Origin of the sequence: Hoeflea sp. 108, from assembly GCF_000372965.1 — a bacterium.
Taxonomy (GTDB): Bacteria; Pseudomonadota; Alphaproteobacteria; order Rhizobiales; family Rhizobiaceae; genus Aminobacter.
This window is the reverse complement of the sequence record NZ_KB890024.1, coordinates 4,637,768-4,654,777: the sequence shown is the minus strand read 5'-3', so window position 1 is coordinate 4,654,777 and position 17,010 is coordinate 4,637,768. Positions and strand designations below refer to the sequence as shown.

The following is a 17,010-nucleotide window of genomic DNA, read 5'->3' as shown; positions in this document are numbered from 1 at the left end:
ATTGAGAGGGCGTATGGAGTTCGATTTTACGAAGCTGGAGATGGAGAGCCGATATCGGCTGCTGACCAACTTCATTGGTCCGCGCCCGATCGCGCTTGTCACCACCCGCTCGGCCACGGGGCGCAGCAATGCGGCGCCGATGAGCTTCTTCAACGTGTTTTCGCATGAGCCGCCGATCGTGGTGCTGGGCATCCAGCCGCGCGCGACCGGCGAGGACAAGGACACTGTCGTCAACATCCGTCGCACGGGCGAGTTCGTGGTCAACATGGTCGACATGGCGCTGTCGCAGCAGATGCTGGTCTGTGGCCTGGGCTTCGAAAGCGATGTCGACGAACTCGAAATGGCCGGACTGCCCACTGCCCGCAGCGTCCAGATCGATGTCGACTACGTCACCAATGCGCCATGCGCCTTCGAATGCCGCGTCGAGCGGCTGATCGAATATCCGCGCCGCCTGCTCGTGCTGGGTGAAGTGGTCCACATGCATGTGCGCCGCGACTGCCTCGACGAGGCAGGGCGCTATGTGAATCCGGAAGTGTATCAGCCGATCGCCCGGCTTCACGCGGACAACTACATCACCTCCGACCGCCAGTTTGTGCTCAAGGCCCCTACAATTGCGGATGTGCTCAAGGCAAACGAAAGCGGCGAATAGGATCCACCAAAGTGCATATTCGCCTGATCAACCCAAATTCGACCGCTTCCATGACCAACCAGGCGCTGGAAAGCGCGCTGCGCGTGGCAAGTGCGGGCACCCATGTGAGCGCCGTCAATCCGACCCGGACGCCTGTCAGCATCGAGGGCAGCGCCGACGAGGCACTTGCCGTGCCTGATATGCTGTCGGAAATCCGCAAGGGGGAGGAGCAGGGCGTCGACGCCTATGTCATCGCTTGCTTCGACGACCCCGGCCTGCATGCCGCGCGCGAAGTTGCCAAGGGACCGGTCATCGGCATCTGCCAAGCGGCCGTTCAGGTGGCCATGACCATCAGCCGGCGCTTCTCCGTGGTCACCACGCTGCCGCGTTCGGTGCCGATCATCGAGGACATCGTCCAGGCTTATGGCGCCGGGCACCACTGCCGCGCCGTGCACTCGATCGACCTGCCGGTGCTAGGCCTCGAGGAAGACCCAGAGACGGCGGAGCGGCTGCTGGTCGAGGCGATCGAGCGCGCCAAGATCGAAGACCGCGCCGAGGCGATTATCCTGGGCTGTGCCGGCATGTCGAGCCTGTGTGACAGGCTGGCCAAGGCAACGGGCGTGCCTGTTATTGATGGCGTCACCGCTGCACTCAAGATCGCCGAGGCGCTCGTCGGCGCCGGCTACGTGACCTCGAAGGTCAATGCCTATGATTTCCCGCGGCAAAAGGGACCTGTTGCCGTCGATGCGGAAGTCCAGTTGATGGCGGCGAGCTGACGCCCAAAACGAAACAAAGGGGCCGGAAGGCCCCTTTTTCTTCGATGGGTTTGCTGACCGCCTTTGAAGGGCGTTACGACAAACCCTGCGCTCAGCCGTCGGCCTCAAGACGATATCCAACGCTGTCTACCGTGACGTAGCCTGCACCAGGCAAGCAGTTCGCTGCGCTGTCTGTCGCCGACGAGGCCGCGTATGGCGGAGCGTCACCTTCGCAGGGCTTGTCGCGCAATCGAGAAAGTCTGCGACAAGCCCTGACCGACCGGACCTTACAGAACCGGCGGCGCCGGCGGCACCACCGCTTCCTCGAACGTACGGTACAGCTTGCCCCAGGCCGGGTCGTGCATATGCGCCTGCAGGCCGGCCCGGTCGACCAGGGCCTGTGCCTCGCGCTCGCCGAAATTGAGCGCCTGCTCGACGTCGGTCGTCAGCACCTTGCGGCCTTCCATCAGGATCTTGCCGTCGACGATGACGGTGTCGACATCGCTGCCGAGCACCTGCTGGACCAGGCGGTGGACGACCATCCAGTTCGGCGTCAGGTGCGGCTGGCGCATGTCGATGACGGCTATGTCGGCCTTCTTGCCGACTTCCAGCGAGCCGATCTCGTGATCCATGCCGAGTGCCTTTGCGGCATCGATGGTGATCATCTCGAACATCTTGCCCGGCGGCAGCAGATAGCGGTCGTGATTGTGCAGTAGGTGCTGGGTGTATTGGGCAAGCCGCGCCATCTGGAACATGTCGAAATGGCGGCTCGGGGATACGCCATCGGAGGTGACGGCGACCGGCACGCCCTTGGAGATCATGTCGAGGATCGGCGTCGAGCGGCCGGGCGGGGCGTGGGTGACGAAGGTGCCGGTTTCGGCCAGGATATCGACTTCCTCGTGGGATATGCCCCAGCAATGCTGCAGGTGGACGTCGGGGCCGAGGATGGCGTTTTCCTTGTCCTGGAAGGCCATCCGGATCTGGCCGGCGAAGGCGTCGGAATGAATGCGCACGCCCCATTTGCGCGCCGTCTCGCGCACACGACGGGCCTGCATGCGGTCGTTGTCGGTGAGCTTTACCGCCCGGTCGGGCGTCGTCATGTTGGACGGATCGAGCGACGGCACGATGGTGAAGGGCGTCAGGAATACATTGATCCGGCCGTCAGCGCTGCCGTTCAACTCCTGGATGGTCGCCTCAGCGCCCTCGATCATTTCCTCGAAGGAGACGTGCCGGCGCTCCGGCTTGCCGCTCTCCCAGCGAGTCACAGGGTGCGGCCAGGGCAGGCCGGCCGGGCCGACGCAGATGATCTCGCGCAGGCCGATTTCGCCATAGGCCTTGGCATGGTTGCTGGCGAAGACGGGATCGTCGCTGCGCGGCATCGACGAGATGATGCTGACGCCTGTCGTGACGCCGGCGCGCAGGCGTTCAAGGCCTGAAACCAGGCCGTCGGCGTACCAGTAGTCGCGGGTGGTGTAGTGATAGTAAGTCGGCGTGACGATCTGCATCCACATGGAATTGGTGTCGGCAGCGATGCTGCGGATCAGCACGTGTCCGGCGTGGCCGTGGGCGTCGATGAGGCCGGGAATGATGAGCTTGCCCCGGCAGTCGACGACCTTCTTGTCTTGATGCCTGGGAGCGAGGTCGCTGGCCGAGCCAATGTCGACAATCCTGTCGCCCGATATGGCGATTGCACCATCCTCGATGATGCGCCGCTCGGCATCTACCGTGACGATGGTTCCATGAAGCAACAGCAGGTCGCTCATGCGATTTTCCTCCATTTCTGCTGGCCGCCGGCCTTCCGGCTGCCCTGTGGGCTCGTCTGTGCCGCGTGATGGCAGCCTGACCCCACGTAATTTTGCTACCGGCTCGGGGAAAATGCGTCAACAATATTGTTGACAATCTTGTCGATCACCTTGATGGTGGAATCCAGGAAGCGCGATCCTTGGGAGGTAAAATGTCTCGCTTTAAGAAACTCATTCTCGGTGCCGTTGCAGCACTTGCCATCTCCGCGCCGGCCACTGCGGAAACCCTGCGTTGGGGCGGTCGCGCCGACATCTATTCGCTTGATCCCGATTCGATCGCGTCGACGTTCAACCTGTCGTTTCTCAACCACATCTATGAAGGCCTGGTCCGCTACGACGCCAACTTCAAGGTCGAGCCGGCGTTGGCGACAAAGTGGGAGCTGATCGACAACAAGGTCTGGCGCTTCACGCTGCGCCAGGGCGTCAAGTTCCACAACGGCGCAGACTTCACCGCCGACGACGTGATCGCCTCGCTCAACCGCGTCACCGATCCGGCCTCGCCGCTGCGCGGCAACATCCCGCTCTATGTCAGCAGCAAGAAGGTCGACGACTACACCGTCGACGTCGAGGTCTCGGCGCCGACGTCGCTGTTCCTCAACGACATGACCAATATCTTCATGTTCAGCGCCAAGTGGCTGAAGGACAACAACACCGAGAAGCCGACCGCCGTCGACACCAAGACCGAAGGCTTCGCCACCCACAACACCAACGGCACCGGCCCGTTCAAGCTCGAGAGCCGTGTCGCCGACAGCAAGACCGTGCTGGTGGTCAACGACCTCTGGTGGGACGAGAAGAAGCACAATCTCGACCGCATCGAGTATATGCCGATCGCCTCGGCCGCGACCCGCGTCGCAGCGCTGCTGTCGGGTGAAGTCGACCTCGTCGATTCCGCACCGATCCAGGATCTGCCGCGCCTCGAAAGCTCGCCCGGCCTGTCGGTCCTGAAGAAGCAGGAGTTCCGCACGGTGTTCCTCGGCTTCAACCGCAAGGAGAAGCTGGAAGACGGTCGCGCCAATCCGTTCAACGATGTGCGCGTTCGTGAGGCAGTCGAAGCCGCCATCGACCGCGACCTGATCAACGCCAAGGTGATGCGCGGGCTTGCCCGTCCGTCCGGCTCGCTGATCGCTCCTGAGATCGCCGGCTACGCCAAGTCGCTCGACACCTACAGCAAGGCCGATCCGGAACGCGCCAAGAAGCTGCTCGCCGAGGCTGGCCAGGAAGGCCTGAAGTTCACCTACATGTGCTCCAACGACGAGAGCATCAACGAGGAGGATTTCTGCGCCGGCATCGCCAACATGCTGAAGCGCGCCGGTTTCGACGTCTCGATCGACATCGCACCGCGCGCCGTCCAGTCGCCCAAGCGCACGCAGGGCAAGGCCGACATGTTCAACCTGAGCTGGGCCAACGAGCCGACGCTCGACGCTTACTCGATCCTGGCGCAGGTTCTCTCGACCAAGAACGACAAGGTCGGTGTGTCGAACTATGGCGGATGGTCCTATCCGGAGCTGGACAAGCTGGTTGCCCAGTCGGTGCAGGAGCCTGACAGCACCAAGCGCCTGCAGCTCGAAGAGGCGGCCCTCAAGATCGCCAAGGATGACTCGATCCTGATTCCGCTGCACCAGCAGCCGATCGCCTGGGCAATGCAGGGCACGGTCAAGAGCGTCGACTTCCGCTCCGACAACAAGCCGCGTCACTGGCTGACCCAGATGGCGGGCAAGTAAGCCTAGATAACAACGTCTCCCACGACCCTGGGCGCTTCATCATCCGGTGAAGCGCCCTTTCTTTAGGTGCGTCCGCCCTGGGTTGGCGCAACGACTTCAGACTGGATTGACGATGACACGTCCCGAAGACCTGACGCTCGGCCAGCGGCCGGCTGGCCGCACGCTCATGACCGCAGACTGGCTGCTTGCCTATCCCGGCGAAGGCCATTGCCTGGTGCCGCGCGGCGAGGTGGTAATCGAAGGCGGCGAGGTCATCTTCGCCGGGCGCAGCTTCGACGGCGAGGTCGCCCGCCGCATCGACTTCGGCAGCGCGCTGATCAGTCCCGGCCTCATCGACCTGGATGCGCTCTCCGACATCGACACCTATGTGCTCGTGCACGACAACCAGCCCGGATGGGCCAAGGGCCGCATCTGGCCGCGATCCTATGTCGAGCGTGGGCCCTACGAAATGTATTCGCCCGAAGAGCTGGCCTTCCAGAAGAAGTTCGCCTTCGGCCTGTCGCTGCTCAACGGCGTCACGTCGGCCGCGCCCATCGCCTCGCTCTACTACCGCGAATGGGGCGAGACGGTCGCCGAATTCGATGCGGCTGCAGATGCGGCAGGCGAGCTCGGCCTGCGCGTCTTCCTGAGCCCTGCCTATCGCTCCGGCGGGATGGTGCTGGAGGCGCCCGGCAAGATCGTGCCCGACTTCGACGAGGCGAGGGGCCTGGCCGGCCTTGACGATGCGATTGCTTTCATCGAGCGCCAGCATGGTCGCCATGGCGGACTGGTCAATGGCATGCTGGCGCCCGACCGTGTCGAAACCTGCACGCTCACGGTACTGCAGCGGACCATGGCGGCGGCGCGTGACCTCGACTGCCGGGTGCGGCTGCACATGGCTCAGGGCAAGCTCGAGCTCGAAACCATGCACAAGCTGCACGGCGTCTCGGGGCCGCGCTGGATGGCCGATCATGGCCTGTTGAACGAGCGGCTGATCACTCCGCACGGCACCCATGCTTCGCCTGACGATCTGCAGTTCTATGCCGACGCTGGCGTGTCCATCGCACATTCGCCGCTGGTGTCGGCGCGCATGGGCAGCACGTTGAACTCGTTTGCCTCGTGCCGGAAGCTCGGCATCAATATCGGCATGGCGACCGACACGGCACCGCAGGACATGTTGATGAACCTGCTTGTAGGCCTGGTTGCCTGCCGCATCAGCGAAAAGGCATCCGATGCCGTGCTGAGCAAGGATTTCTACGATGCCGCCACGCTTGGTGGGGCAAGGGCGCTCGGCCGCACCGACATCGGCCGCCTGGCCGCTGGCGCCAAGGCCGACATCTCCGTGTTCCGCCTCGACGATCCCTACATGACGCCGACTGTCGATCCGATCACCACGCTGGTGCTCGGCGGCTCCGGCAAGGTGACGCAGGCGGTGTTCGTCGATGGACGGCTGTCGATGCTCGACGGCAAGCTGGCCGGCTTCGACATCCGCGCTGCGCGCGAACAGGCGCAGCGGCAGTACGAAGGGCTGATCGCCAAATACCCCGATCGCAGCTGGCAGCACCCGCCGGTGTCGGAGATTTTCAAGCCGAGCTACCCCATCTTGCCCTGAGCAGAATGGTGCGTCTCTCCTTGGGCTAGTTTCCGACCACGGGCAGCGACTTCGGCGCCAGTTCGCCGATGCTGCGGCCGCGCGGATCGTTCATGCCGGCGCGGGCGCAGGCCCAGTCCTGCAGCGCCTGAATTTCCCTGACGGCCCCGTCATAGTCGAGTTGTGTCGGCTTGCCCTTGTCGATGGTCAGTTGTCCGTCGACATAAACGCGCTCGACGGCGCGCTCGGCGGCGCAATGGAGCAGGCTGCGCAGGGGGTCGTAGACCGGGCGCATCGAAGGCGTGTCGAGGTCGATCACCACGAGGTCGGCCTTGGCGCCGACGCTGAGGCGGCCGATGTCGTTGCGGCCCAGAGCCCTCGCGCCGGCAAGGGTGGCGGCATCTAAGATATCTGATGTGGTCAGGTCGAAGACGCTTTTGCCGCCGAGGCGGGAGCAGATCAGCGCCTGCCGCATCTCCTCCAGCATGTTGAAGGGATAGCTGTCGGTGCCGATGGCGACATTGACGCCGGCGCGCCTGTAAGCGCCGAGCGTTTCCAGCGCCATGCCGCTGCGGGCGAAGGTAACGGGGCAATGGGCGACCGTGGTGCCGCGTTCGGCAAGTGTGACGAGATCGTTTTGCGTCCGCTGGCGGGTCCACGAGTGATGGTCGGCGAAGATGCAGTGGCCGAGGATGACGTCAGTGCCAAGCACGCCGAGGCCGTCAAGATATTGAACGGCGGTCAGTCCGGTGCGGCGCAGCAGTTCCTCGTGCTCGGCCATGGTCTGGGCTGCATGAACGGTGAGCTTCATGCCGCGCTTGCGCGCTTCATCCGCGGCGTCGGCCAGAAGGTCGGGCCGGCAGGTCTCGACCTGCGACGGCGAGACCACTCCGTCCAGCCTGCCGCTCGGATGCACCCGGGCGCGTTCGGCGAAGTCGAGTGCGCGCACGAAGGCATCGCGGCCGGCATCGTCGTTCCATTCATATTCCAGCCTGTGGCCGTCGCGGACGATCCAATCGGCCTGGCGGAAGCCGGGTGCGAGATAGGCGCGCGCGCCGCTGCGGCCGGCGATGTCGAGCCAGATGTCGTGGGCGCCGGCGATGTCGAGGATGGTGGTGGCGCCCGAGCGCATCAGGTCGCCCAGCATTACCGTCAGGCAGGCGGCGCGGGCATCCTCGCCGCCGTCGAGCGCGCCTGAAAATTCATACATGGCCTGGCCCCACAGGGCAGGGGTGCCGACATCCTCAAAGATGCTCTTGGCCATCGGCTCGTCATGCGAATGACAATGGATGTCGACCAGGCCGGGCATGACCATGCGCGCCTTGCCCGAGAGTTCGGTCGTCGCCTCGCCCTCGAAATGTTGGCCGACGCAGATTAGCCCGGTCGCATCGAAAGCGACGTCGCCACCATGACGATAGACATGGCCGCCGCTGGCGGCGTCGTAGGCAACGATGGTGTCGACGTCGCGAATGACCGTGATTTCAGTCATGACCTACCCTGAAGCGTTTTTCGAGAAAGCGGCTATACGCGCCCATCAGCGCGCTGAAGACGAAATAGACCACGGCGGCGAAGACATAACCTTCGAGCACGGCGATGCCCTGCCAGTTGGGGTCGCGCAAGGCCGTGCGCACCGTATTGAGGAAGTCGAGCAGGCCGACGATGGTAACCAGCGTCGTGTCCTGGAAGAAGCCGATGAACAGCGACACCAGCGGTGGGATGACGGTCTTCAGCGCCTGCGGAATGGTGACGAGGAAGGTGTATTGCCAATAGTGCAGGCCGAGCGCCTTGGCTGCCTCCGTCTGCCCAGCGGGCAAAGCCTGGAGGCCGGCGCGCACGATCTCGGCGATGTAGGCTGCGGCAAACAGGATGATCGCGACCTGGGCTCGCAGGAGTTTGTCGATGGTGACGCCGTCGGGCATGAACAGCGGCAGCATGACGGACGCCATGAACAGGATGCTGATCAACGGCACGCCGCGCACCAGTTCGATGAAGGTGATGGCGAGGATACGGATGGCGGGCAGGTTGGAGAGCCGCGCCAGCGCCAACAGGATGCCGAGCGGCAGGGCGCAGACGAGCCCGACGAAAGTCAGCATGAACGACAGCGGCAGGCCGCCCCACTGCGATGTCGGGACCTGCGTCAGGCCGAGCATGCCGCCCGACATAAGCACGAACAGCAGCGGCAGCAAAACCAGCCAGGCGATGACGAGGCCGCGGCTCCACAGGCGGGGGACGCCCGACAGAGCCATCGCCGCGATGAACAGCAGCGTTGCCGCCAACGGTCGCCATTGCTCGTCGAAGGGATAGATGCCGAACAGCATGTAGCGGAGCTTGGCTGCGACATAGGGCCAGCAGGCGCCTGAGGCTGCCTTGCAGTCTTCCGGTACGCCGTCGAACACGGCATTGATAAGCAGCCAGGACGCGGCTGCCTTGGCGGCGAGCGCGAGCAACACTAGGCACAGGAGTGTCACCAGCGTGTTGCCGGGCGTGCCGAAATAGGCCTTGAGGGTGTCGTTGCGGCGAGCGGGCCGGCGCGGCGGGACGCGGTCGCCGGCGACTGTCGCGGACTGGTCGCTCATGGTCAGCGTCCCTTCAGGGCGACACGCCCGTTGTACCAGTTCATCAGGGCCGAAGTCGCCAGCGACAACAGCAGATAGACCAGCATGAACAGGGCGATCGGCTCGATCGCCTGGCCGGTCTGGTTCATGATGGTGTTGGAGACCATGACCAGGTCGGGATAGCCGATGGCGATTGCCAGCGAGCTGTTCTTGAAGGTCGTGACATAGACATTGGTCAGCGGCGGGATGATGACCCTAAGCGCCTGGGGCAGGATGACAAGCCGCATCGTCAACCGGTCGGACAGGCCAAGCGCGTGGGCCGCCTCGCGCTGGCCCTTGCGGATCGCCAGGATGCCGCTACGGACGATCTCTGCCACGGTGGCAGAGGCGCCAAGCGTCAACCCAAGCAGCAGGGCAACGAATTCGGGCTTGAGATGCGCGCCGCCGGTCAGGCGGAACTTGCCGAGGACCGGCCAGTCGAGCTCACCGCTGACGTCGAAGAAGAGGACAGCAGCAGCAATCGGCAGCGCGACAAGGGCGAGGGCGACCGGCCAGCCCGGCACGGACTTGCCGGTGGCGATGCGCCGGCGACTTGCCCAGCGCTGCCACAAGATGGCTGCGACGATGCCGATTGCGGCTGCGGCCGCGACGACCCAGAAGCCGGAATTCCAGATGAAGGCTGGAACCACGAGGCCACTGTTGGAGACAAAGACGCCGGGCAGCAGCGTGATCGCCTGCTTGACCGGCGGCAGGGTGAAGATGATCACCGAATACCAGAGGAACAGATAGAGCAGCAGCGGCACGTTCCTGAGCGCTTCGACATAAGCGAGCATCAGCCGTGACAAAAGCGGATTGGACGAGAGCCGCGCGATGCCGACAAAAGTGCCGATGATGGTGCTGAGCACGATCGCCAGAACCGCAACCTTCACGGTGTTGAGCAGGCCAACCAGCATGGCCCGGGCATAGCTGTCCGACGCCTCGAAGGCGATCGGCGTATCGCTGATGATGAAGCTTGCCTCGCGGCCGAGATAATCGAAGCCGGTGGCGATGTCCTGCTTCGCCATGTTGGCCAACGCGTTGTTGAGCAGGTACCAGCCACAGCCGATGACGGCCGCGACGCACAGGACCTGATAGGCCAGTTCGCGGACGCGCCGGTTTCGTAGCAGAACAATGGGCGACACGCCGTCGGTCCTTGTCGGGTCAGTTGATAAAGTTACGGCGCATGTCGAACCGACATGCGCCGTATCTGTTCTGACGGCTTAGCGGAAGGGCGGCGGGTAGAGCAGGCCGCCGGCGTTCCACAGCGTGTTCGGGCCGCGGCTCAGGCCGAGCGCGGTCTTTTCGCCGAGGTTGCGGTCGAAGACCTCGGCGTAGTTGCCGACATGCTTGATGACGTTGTAGCCCCAGGCCTTGTCGAGGCCGAGCATCGGGCCAAGCTCGTCGGTGACGCCGAGCATGCGCTGGATCTCGGGATCCTCGCTCTTGAGCTGCGCGTCGACATTCGCCTGGGTGATGCCCTTTTCCTCGGCCGCCATCATCAGCCAGGCCGACCACGAGACGATGTCGCGCCAGTTGGAATCGTTCTGGCGCACGGCCGGTGCCAGCGGCTCCTTCGAGATGGTTTCCGGCAGGATCACGTAGTCATCGGGGCTCTTCGAGGCGGCGCGGATGGAGGCGAGGTCGGAACGGTCCGACGAAACCGCGTCGCAACGGCCGGAGAAGAAGGCGTTGTTGTTCTCGTCGGGGTTCTCGAACACCACCAGCTCGAACTTCTTGCCGGTCGCGCGGAAGAAGTCGGCAAGGTTCTGTGCTGTCGTGGTGCCGGGCAGGGTGCAGACGGCGGCGCCGTCCAGTTCCTTGGCGCTGTTGACGCCGAGGCTCTTGGCAACCATCAGACCCTGGCCGTCATAAAAGACCGCGGGGCCGAAATCGATGCCCAGCGAGGCCTCGCGCGAATAGGTCATCGTCGTCTGGCGCGACAGCACGTCGATCTCGCCCGACTGCAGGACCTGGAAACGCGTGTTGATGTTGGTCATCACGAAGTCGACCTTGTTCGGGTCACCGAACACGGCGGTTGCGATGGCGCGGCAGACGTCGACGTCGAAGCCGGCAAACTTGCCCTGCGCGTCGGCGAGCGCAAAGCCCGTCGTGCCCATCGACACGCCGCAGATCAACTTGCCGCGCGCCTTGACGGTCTCGAGTGTCGACGCCGCCTGCGCGGCGATCGCCGACGTGCCCAAGAGCAAAGCGGCCGCGGCGATGCGGCACGCCCTACGGAACATAGCCATATTTTTCCTCCCAATGCGGCCCGTCAGGCGTCTGCCGCGGACCGTCCCTCTCTGAACGGAGCGATCCAACCAAATTGCCGACAATTCTTCAACAAAATAATCGACAATGATTGTTTTCAATCTTGGCGCGAAGGGGGTATCTCTGGCAGAGCCCAGCCACGGCGCTGCAGTCGGTTCGCTCGCCACAGTTGAGACAAGGTCCGCTCGCACCCTCGTGGCGAGGGAGAATCTGATGAGCTTTGCGCCGGTGGTACCCAAAGCATGGGTCTTGGGCTCGCTTCTTGCTGCAGCATCCCCGGCTCATGCTCTCGTTGAGCTTGAGGCCGTCATCAGGCCGAGTGTCGCGGCCACTCAAAGAGCGTGGTTCTACTGCGCCCTTGGCGCTGCCGGGGATCTGCGTGCAGGCATAGAACGCTTCCAAACCGCAGCCCATATAGCGGATCGGGCTCTGGTGGCTTGCGAGAAGGGTGAGGACCTCTATTCCGAAGCCATTCTCAATGACCGAACGCGCATGCTGGATTTCGATGCCGCTTCACGGATGCGCGCGAAAATCCGGGCGTCTGTCATCGAGTATCTGGAGACGGACAGAGAGCCGGCGTCACAGCCTTAGATGGTTGGACGTTCGAATCTACGGCCGGTTCAGGCGGACCTTGGCTCGGCCAGCGCAAACGCCTCACAGAACGTGAAGCACGAAAAGCATTCAAGCGTTTGAAAGGGAATGGCGGAGAGGGAGGGAAACTCTCCTCCATGGCTATCAAGCGCTTGAATCCCTTGACTTTCAGTCACTTCCAGGTCACCCGTGGGGCACCAGCATGGGGCACCGGGGCGGAGAATGGCGGGCCAAAGGCAATATCTGGACTGGCACGGCCAGCAGTGGCGGGTGCGCCTCAAGGTGCCTGCCAAGGTTCGCGACCTTCTCGGCCGTAGCAAGCTCGTTTATCCGCTCCATACCGCCGACCTGAAGGAAGCCAATGAGCGCAAGTGGCCGGTGGTTGCCCGGTTGAAGGCGGTGATAGCGGCGGCAGAGAACGCGCTTAGTTCCAACGATCCCATCGACGCTGAAGCCCTCCGCCTGCGCCTCCATAAGGACGACGATGCGACCTCCTATGTGGCCCACGAGAAGGCCGAGGAGATTGAGCGCCGCTATGGCTACGAGCGAGCAAAGGGGTTCTATGACCTCGCTACTGGCGCGGTAACGCCTCTGGGCCATCACGCGGATGCCTTTGTGCAGCATCAAGGCTACCGGATGAAATCAGAGGGTGACTTCCGCAGGGTCTTGGGGTGGCTTGGCGGCTGGCTTAAGGACGCGGAACTCCCGGTAGCCCTTGAGACCGTCTCCCGAACCCACGCCGGCAAGTTCATTTCGGAGAGCCTCACGGTTGGGAGGAGCTTGGACAAGGCTACGGCCTATCTCGGCTTCACCCGCCAATACTGGAAGTGGCTACTCGACAAGGGACATCTGAGAGGCACCGAAAACCCTTGGGCAGGCCAAGCCCTTCCTGCTGCCGCGAGGCAACGGCGCGATGCCGAGCCCGATAGGGGAAAGCGACCCTTCACGGACGATGAGGTCAAGACGCTGCTCCAGGGCGACGGTGGGCCGATGCTCAATGACCTCATGCGGGTTGCCGCCCTGAGCGGGATGCGGATCGAGGAGATTTGCCAGCTATACGTCTCGGACTGTGACGGCGGTGTCTTCAATATCTGGGCCGGAAAGACCGACAGCGCCCGCCGCACGGTGCCCATCCACAGCGGGCTTAAGGAGATCGTCAGGCGGAGGACCGAGGGCAAAAAGCCCGGCGACTTCCTTATTGATGACCTGCCGCCTGTCCCCAAGTCCCGCGAGACCCGCTCCGATCCCGCCGCCAAGAGGTTCACCCGATATCGTCGTGACCTCAAGGTGGACGAGAGGCCAAACGACAAGGCCAAGAGCAATGTGGACTTCCACTCCTTCCGCCGCTGGTTCATCCGCAAGGCGCGTGATGCCAAACTTGCCGGTGCCACGGGCTTCGATGAGTGGACCATTACGTGGGTGGTCGGGCACACCGATAGCGACCGAGCCAAGAGCCTTGACTTGAGCCAGCATGGCTACGCGGGGCAGGACCCGGAGATGGCAAAGAGGGCGCTTGTGGAGGCCGTGAAGTTGCCCGCCAGTGCATGATGAAGTGGCGCGGTCTCTCCACGCAACATTACATACTCCCGGATGAGTTCACGCAGGCAAAGTGCTAACCTCTGCCTGTGGCGGGCACGATTTGGGGGAACTATGACAAGCCAGACAATTGACTTCAGGGCTGTCGAACTAGCGCTTGAGCGAGTTAGCTCAGGTGATTTTGAGAAGTTTGCTCAAGCATTCTATGGGGCCATCCAGGGGACCAACTATGTGCCTCTTGGAGGGACCCATGATGGCGGCGCGGAGGGCTTTGACGTCCAGGCGGTCTTTGGTGACGATCGGCCAGAACGTTTCATGCAGGCGTCCATCACAGCGGATTCACGTGCAAAGATTCGTGGTACGATCAAAAGAATAAGGGAGTTTGGTAGAAACATCACATCGCTCATATACGTAACGAGCGTTGTCGTTCCTCGTATTGACGCAGAGGAGGAGCTTCTCTCCGAGGAAACTGGCGTTCTCGTTCGCATACGAGACGCGAAATACATTTCGGCGCACGTCAACGATTCTTTACAGACTATCCAGGCGTTCAAGTCATTCGTTGCACATCATTTGTACTATCTCAGGGAGATAGGTGGTGCGGAAAACATAGGGGAGAACCCCAAGCTCCCTTCGCGCTCGCTTTGCGTGTTCTTGGGTCAAGAGCTGGAGCGCCGGCGCGGGAACACCGAGCTATTAGAGGCAGTCACAGACAGTCTGATCCTTTGGTCGCTGGAGGGCACCGACCCCGACAAGGGCATCTTCATGAATCGTGACGAGATTCTAAAGAAAGTGGAGGCCGCCCTTCCATCAGCCGCCGACTTCATTCGGGGTGTCATTGACGACCGCCTCGAAAGACTCTCTGCCAAGGAAAACACAAGTGGCCGCGAGATACGCCGGTATCGCAAGGAAAAACGCTATTGCCTCCCGTTTGAGACACGACAGATTGTCGAAAAGGAAAACGAAGAAGATGAGTTTCTGCGAACGAGCGTCTCCGAGGTTTTTCGCTCGCGTATAGCTGCAATGCTGCGGCCGGATGATGCGCCGGAAGTTGTGTTACACGCGGTTCGGGCGTGCCATAGAGCTCTGGAGCTTACGTTCGAGACGCAGGGCCTCGAAATGGCATATTTTGTTAGTGGCGATGAGCCTGAAGGGTTCGTGCCGCCTGCCATCAGCGACAATCTGCATGACGCAATGGCGTCGTTGGGGATAAGCGGAGACCTTGGCGTCCGTGCTGCGGAGCTGGCTTACTACGTTTTGCGGGCAACCATCTACGATAGCTCGGAAGAGGAGCGAATATATCTTGGAAAGATGAGTAGAACATACATACTTATGTTTCTGCTCAGGAATGATCCGAAAATTGTAGAGTATTTCAGGACAATGAGTTCTGATTTGATTCTGTATATTGGAACGGATATTATTATTAGATCTATTTCCGAGTATTATCTTCTGGAGAAAGATCAGTCGACAATTAGGACTCTGGAAATTCTGCGTGCAGCTGGAGCCAATCTAGTCATTACAGAGCGCTGTGTTGAGGAGGTTTGGACTCATCTTAAGGCCACGAGTGCGGAGTACGAAAATCACTATGCAGAGCTGGAGCCATATGTAAGTTTTGATTTGGCTCGAAACATAGATAGAATTCTTATTAGAGCATATTACTATGCTCGACTTTCCCCCGACAGAAACGTAAAGAGACCTGCTGGCTGGCGCTCGTATATTGGAAATTATTGCGATTATAAGTCGCTTCATAGGGAGAAGGGGCGTGAGGAGATACGAGAGTATCTGATCAAGAGGTTCGGGTTCGAATATGAATCTGACAAGCAGATGATGGACGGAGTTGACTCGGATGCGCTAATTGACCTCTCCAAGAAAATCCTCAATGAGCGTCGCCAAAAAAATGCTCGCGAGAAGGAAGAGCGGCTAGCAGAGAATGACGCAATGCACGTGTTGCGCGTATATGCTCGAAGGCTCGCTGGAGGTGAGCGAAACTATTCGAATCCTTTTGGCTTCAAAACTTGGTGGCTTACACAAGATGCCTCCGTGCGGCGGGCTACTGGTATGCACGTGGCCATGAAGGGCAGTCGTTTCATGATGCGTCCAGAGTTCTTGCTTCACTTCATAGCTCTTTCTCCGTCCGCCGACAAAGTACGTAAGAGCTTTGAAACTGTCTTCCCAACATTGCTGGGGGTGCGTCTCTCAAGTCGGCTCAAGGAGGACGCCTTTAAAAGCGCAATCGATGAGGTGGGAAAGGTGTTCGAAGTAGATGAGGCCCGCGCTGCTGTTAGGCTTGCGGAACTGTCAAATCAGCTAAAGAGCGATTTCCTCAAGCAATACCAGTAGCCTAATGAAATTTAGGGGTCGCACACGTGAGAGGGCATCTCATGGGAGCGGCGGCGAGCTTTCCCCCCGTGGGGGTGTCGTCGGCTGCAATTGTCGGTCTAGCTCTGGCAGTTGCTTGAGATAATGCTCGATTTCCAACTCGCGTCGGCGCGGGTTGATAACCTGCTGTATGTCACTAACGAACTGTCGCTGGCAGGAAATCAACTCGTGGCACACCACCTCTGCTGGGTGGCTGGATTCCAGTGTCCGGTATGCGTGCACTACGTAGTCAAGCACTGGCTGCCGGAACCCCCGGTAAGCGAACTCTTTCTCGGTGCCGACCATCTCTGTATGCGTGTTTGGAAAGTACCATCGGCCAGTATCAATCAGGCTGCTCAGTCGAGCCATGAGGGTCAAGCGCTGGGCGGCGAACTCTCGTTCACTGCCGACTAAGTGGCGGCCCTCGGACATCGCTAGGCAGACATCCTCCGCCCATCGCTGCACAGCTTGGAAATGCGAATCGACCCAAGCTCGCGTTTTGAGGCGGTTTGCCCGAGCTACCAGCTCGGCGTTCCTCTCCTCTAGCGCCTGGCGTTGCGCCTCAAGCACCTGTCGCTGCGCATCTGCTTTGTTCGCCTGAAGTCTCTCATATGCCGCAACGATGACCGCAACAACGGCTGCACCCGAGGCGACCCAGGTGGCCAAGTCTCCCGTTTCCATGATCTATGCACCTCCACCTCGCCATGTATGCCACAGGGCGTCGTGGTCTCACTAGACCTTGCCCATGTGAGTCCTGCCAAGACCGCTCAAAATAGTCTCATACAAATAGTCTCTTGACATTTCCCATGATGGTCTCTCAGAATAGTCTCACATGGATAACCAAAGGAGACCGCCATGCAGCACCTACGCCTAGTTCCTGCCACAGCCCGGAGGCACTTCACCTTTGAGGCTCGCTTTGACATTCCTGCGCCAGAGACCGCACCCGAGCCAACACCCTCTCGCCTCCCTCCTTTTCACACGATGTTCTCCGAGGTGGAGGATGGGGTCTACCGTGGCGAGAGCCCACAATGGTTCATCCCGTTGCGTCTGCTTGAGGTTGACCGCTCGGCCATGGTGGTTGGGCTGGTGACCCCATTCTATGCGGAGGCGCTAGTGCGGGCTGCGTTCGACACGTGGCAACGCGTGAAGCCGGACCGGGCTGCTATTGCGCTTGCCATCTGCTTTCCCAC

13 protein-coding genes are annotated in these 17,010 nt (G+C 61.5%); 7 read left to right on the top strand and 6 right to left on the bottom strand.

Annotation, left to right across the window (positions count from 1 at the left end; translation table 11 throughout):
- Positions 1-13 precede the first annotated feature (13 nt).
- On the top strand, positions 14-649 hold the full coding sequence (locus tag B015_RS0123125; protein WP_018430122.1) for a flavin reductase family protein: 636 nt from the start codon (positions 14-16) through the stop codon (positions 647-649).
- Positions 650-660: 11 nt separating this feature from the next.
- Entirely contained in the window at positions 661-1,404 is a 744-nt protein-coding gene (locus tag B015_RS31470; RefSeq protein ID WP_040456363.1) for an aspartate/glutamate racemase family protein, read from the top strand.
- Between the two features lie 266 nt (positions 1,405-1,670).
- Here B015_RS31470 and B015_RS0123115 read toward each other — a convergent pair whose 3' ends face one another.
- Positions 1,671-3,146, bottom strand: coding sequence for an amidohydrolase family protein (locus tag B015_RS0123115; protein WP_018430120.1), 1,476 nt, complete (start codon positions 3,144-3,146; stop codon positions 1,671-1,673).
- A 191-nt stretch (positions 3,147-3,337) separates the two neighbouring features.
- On the opposite strand from B015_RS0123115, the gene B015_RS0123110 reads away from it, so the two are divergent.
- Together B015_RS0123110 and B015_RS0123105 are read left to right on the top strand one after the other, a co-directional pair.
- Complete coding sequence (locus B015_RS0123110) at positions 3,338-4,906, top strand: ABC transporter substrate-binding protein (protein WP_018430119.1); 1,569 nt, start codon at positions 3,338-3,340, stop codon at positions 4,904-4,906.
- A gap of 112 nt (positions 4,907-5,018) precedes the next feature.
- Complete coding sequence (locus B015_RS0123105; protein ID WP_018430118.1) at positions 5,019-6,497, top strand: amidohydrolase family protein; 1,479 nt, start codon at positions 5,019-5,021, stop codon at positions 6,495-6,497.
- A 25-nt stretch (positions 6,498-6,522) separates the two neighbouring features.
- On the opposite strand, the gene B015_RS0123100 is transcribed toward B015_RS0123105, so the two are convergent.
- The 4 genes from B015_RS0123100 to B015_RS0123085 all read right to left on the bottom strand — a co-directional run bounded on the left by B015_RS0123100 (position 6,523) and on the right by B015_RS0123085 (position 11,313).
- Positions 6,523-7,965 carry an amidohydrolase family protein gene (locus B015_RS0123100; protein WP_018430117.1) on the bottom strand — a complete coding sequence of 481 codons (1,443 nt, stop codon included), beginning with the start codon at positions 7,963-7,965 and terminating at the stop codon, positions 6,523-6,525.
- The gene (locus B015_RS0123095; protein ID WP_018430116.1) at positions 7,958-9,052 is read right to left on the bottom strand and encodes an amino acid ABC transporter permease; all 1,095 of its coding nucleotides are present in this window, start codon (positions 9,050-9,052) and stop codon (positions 7,958-7,960) included. The genes B015_RS0123100 and B015_RS0123095 overlap by 8 nt, the downstream gene beginning before the upstream one ends.
- A gap of 2 nt (positions 9,053-9,054) precedes the next feature.
- The gene (locus B015_RS0123090) at positions 9,055-10,212 is read right to left on the bottom strand and encodes an ABC transporter permease subunit (protein ID WP_018430115.1); all 1,158 of its coding nucleotides are present in this window, start codon (positions 10,210-10,212) and stop codon (positions 9,055-9,057) included.
- A 78-nt stretch (positions 10,213-10,290) separates the two neighbouring features.
- Positions 10,291-11,313 (bottom strand): amino acid ABC transporter substrate-binding protein, encoded by a 1,023-nt coding sequence (locus tag B015_RS0123085; protein ID WP_018430114.1) that lies wholly within the window; start codon positions 11,311-11,313, stop codon positions 10,291-10,293.
- Between the two features lie 238 nt (positions 11,314-11,551).
- Here B015_RS0123085 and B015_RS0123080 point away from each other — a divergent pair, with 238 nt between their 5' ends.
- The 3 genes from B015_RS0123080 to B015_RS0123070 all read left to right on the top strand — a co-directional run bounded on the left by B015_RS0123080 (position 11,552) and on the right by B015_RS0123070 (position 15,802).
- On the top strand, positions 11,552-11,929 hold the full coding sequence (locus B015_RS0123080) for a hypothetical protein (protein ID WP_157632818.1): 378 nt from the start codon (positions 11,552-11,554) through the stop codon (positions 11,927-11,929).
- Between the two features lie 222 nt (positions 11,930-12,151).
- Positions 12,152-13,477 carry a DUF6538 domain-containing protein gene (locus B015_RS0123075; protein WP_018430112.1) on the top strand — a complete coding sequence of 442 codons (1,326 nt, stop codon included), beginning with the start codon at positions 12,152-12,154 and terminating at the stop codon, positions 13,475-13,477.
- A 102-nt stretch (positions 13,478-13,579) separates the two neighbouring features.
- Complete coding sequence (locus B015_RS0123070; protein WP_018430111.1) at positions 13,580-15,802, top strand: hypothetical protein; 2,223 nt, start codon at positions 13,580-13,582, stop codon at positions 15,800-15,802.
- Positions 15,803-15,841: 39 nt separating this feature from the next.
- Here the strand turns inward: B015_RS0123070 and B015_RS0123065 are convergent, their stop codons facing one another.
- Entirely contained in the window at positions 15,842-16,501 is a 660-nt protein-coding gene (locus tag B015_RS0123065) for a hypothetical protein (protein WP_018430110.1), read from the bottom strand.
- Between the last annotated feature and the right edge of the window lie 509 nt (positions 16,502-17,010).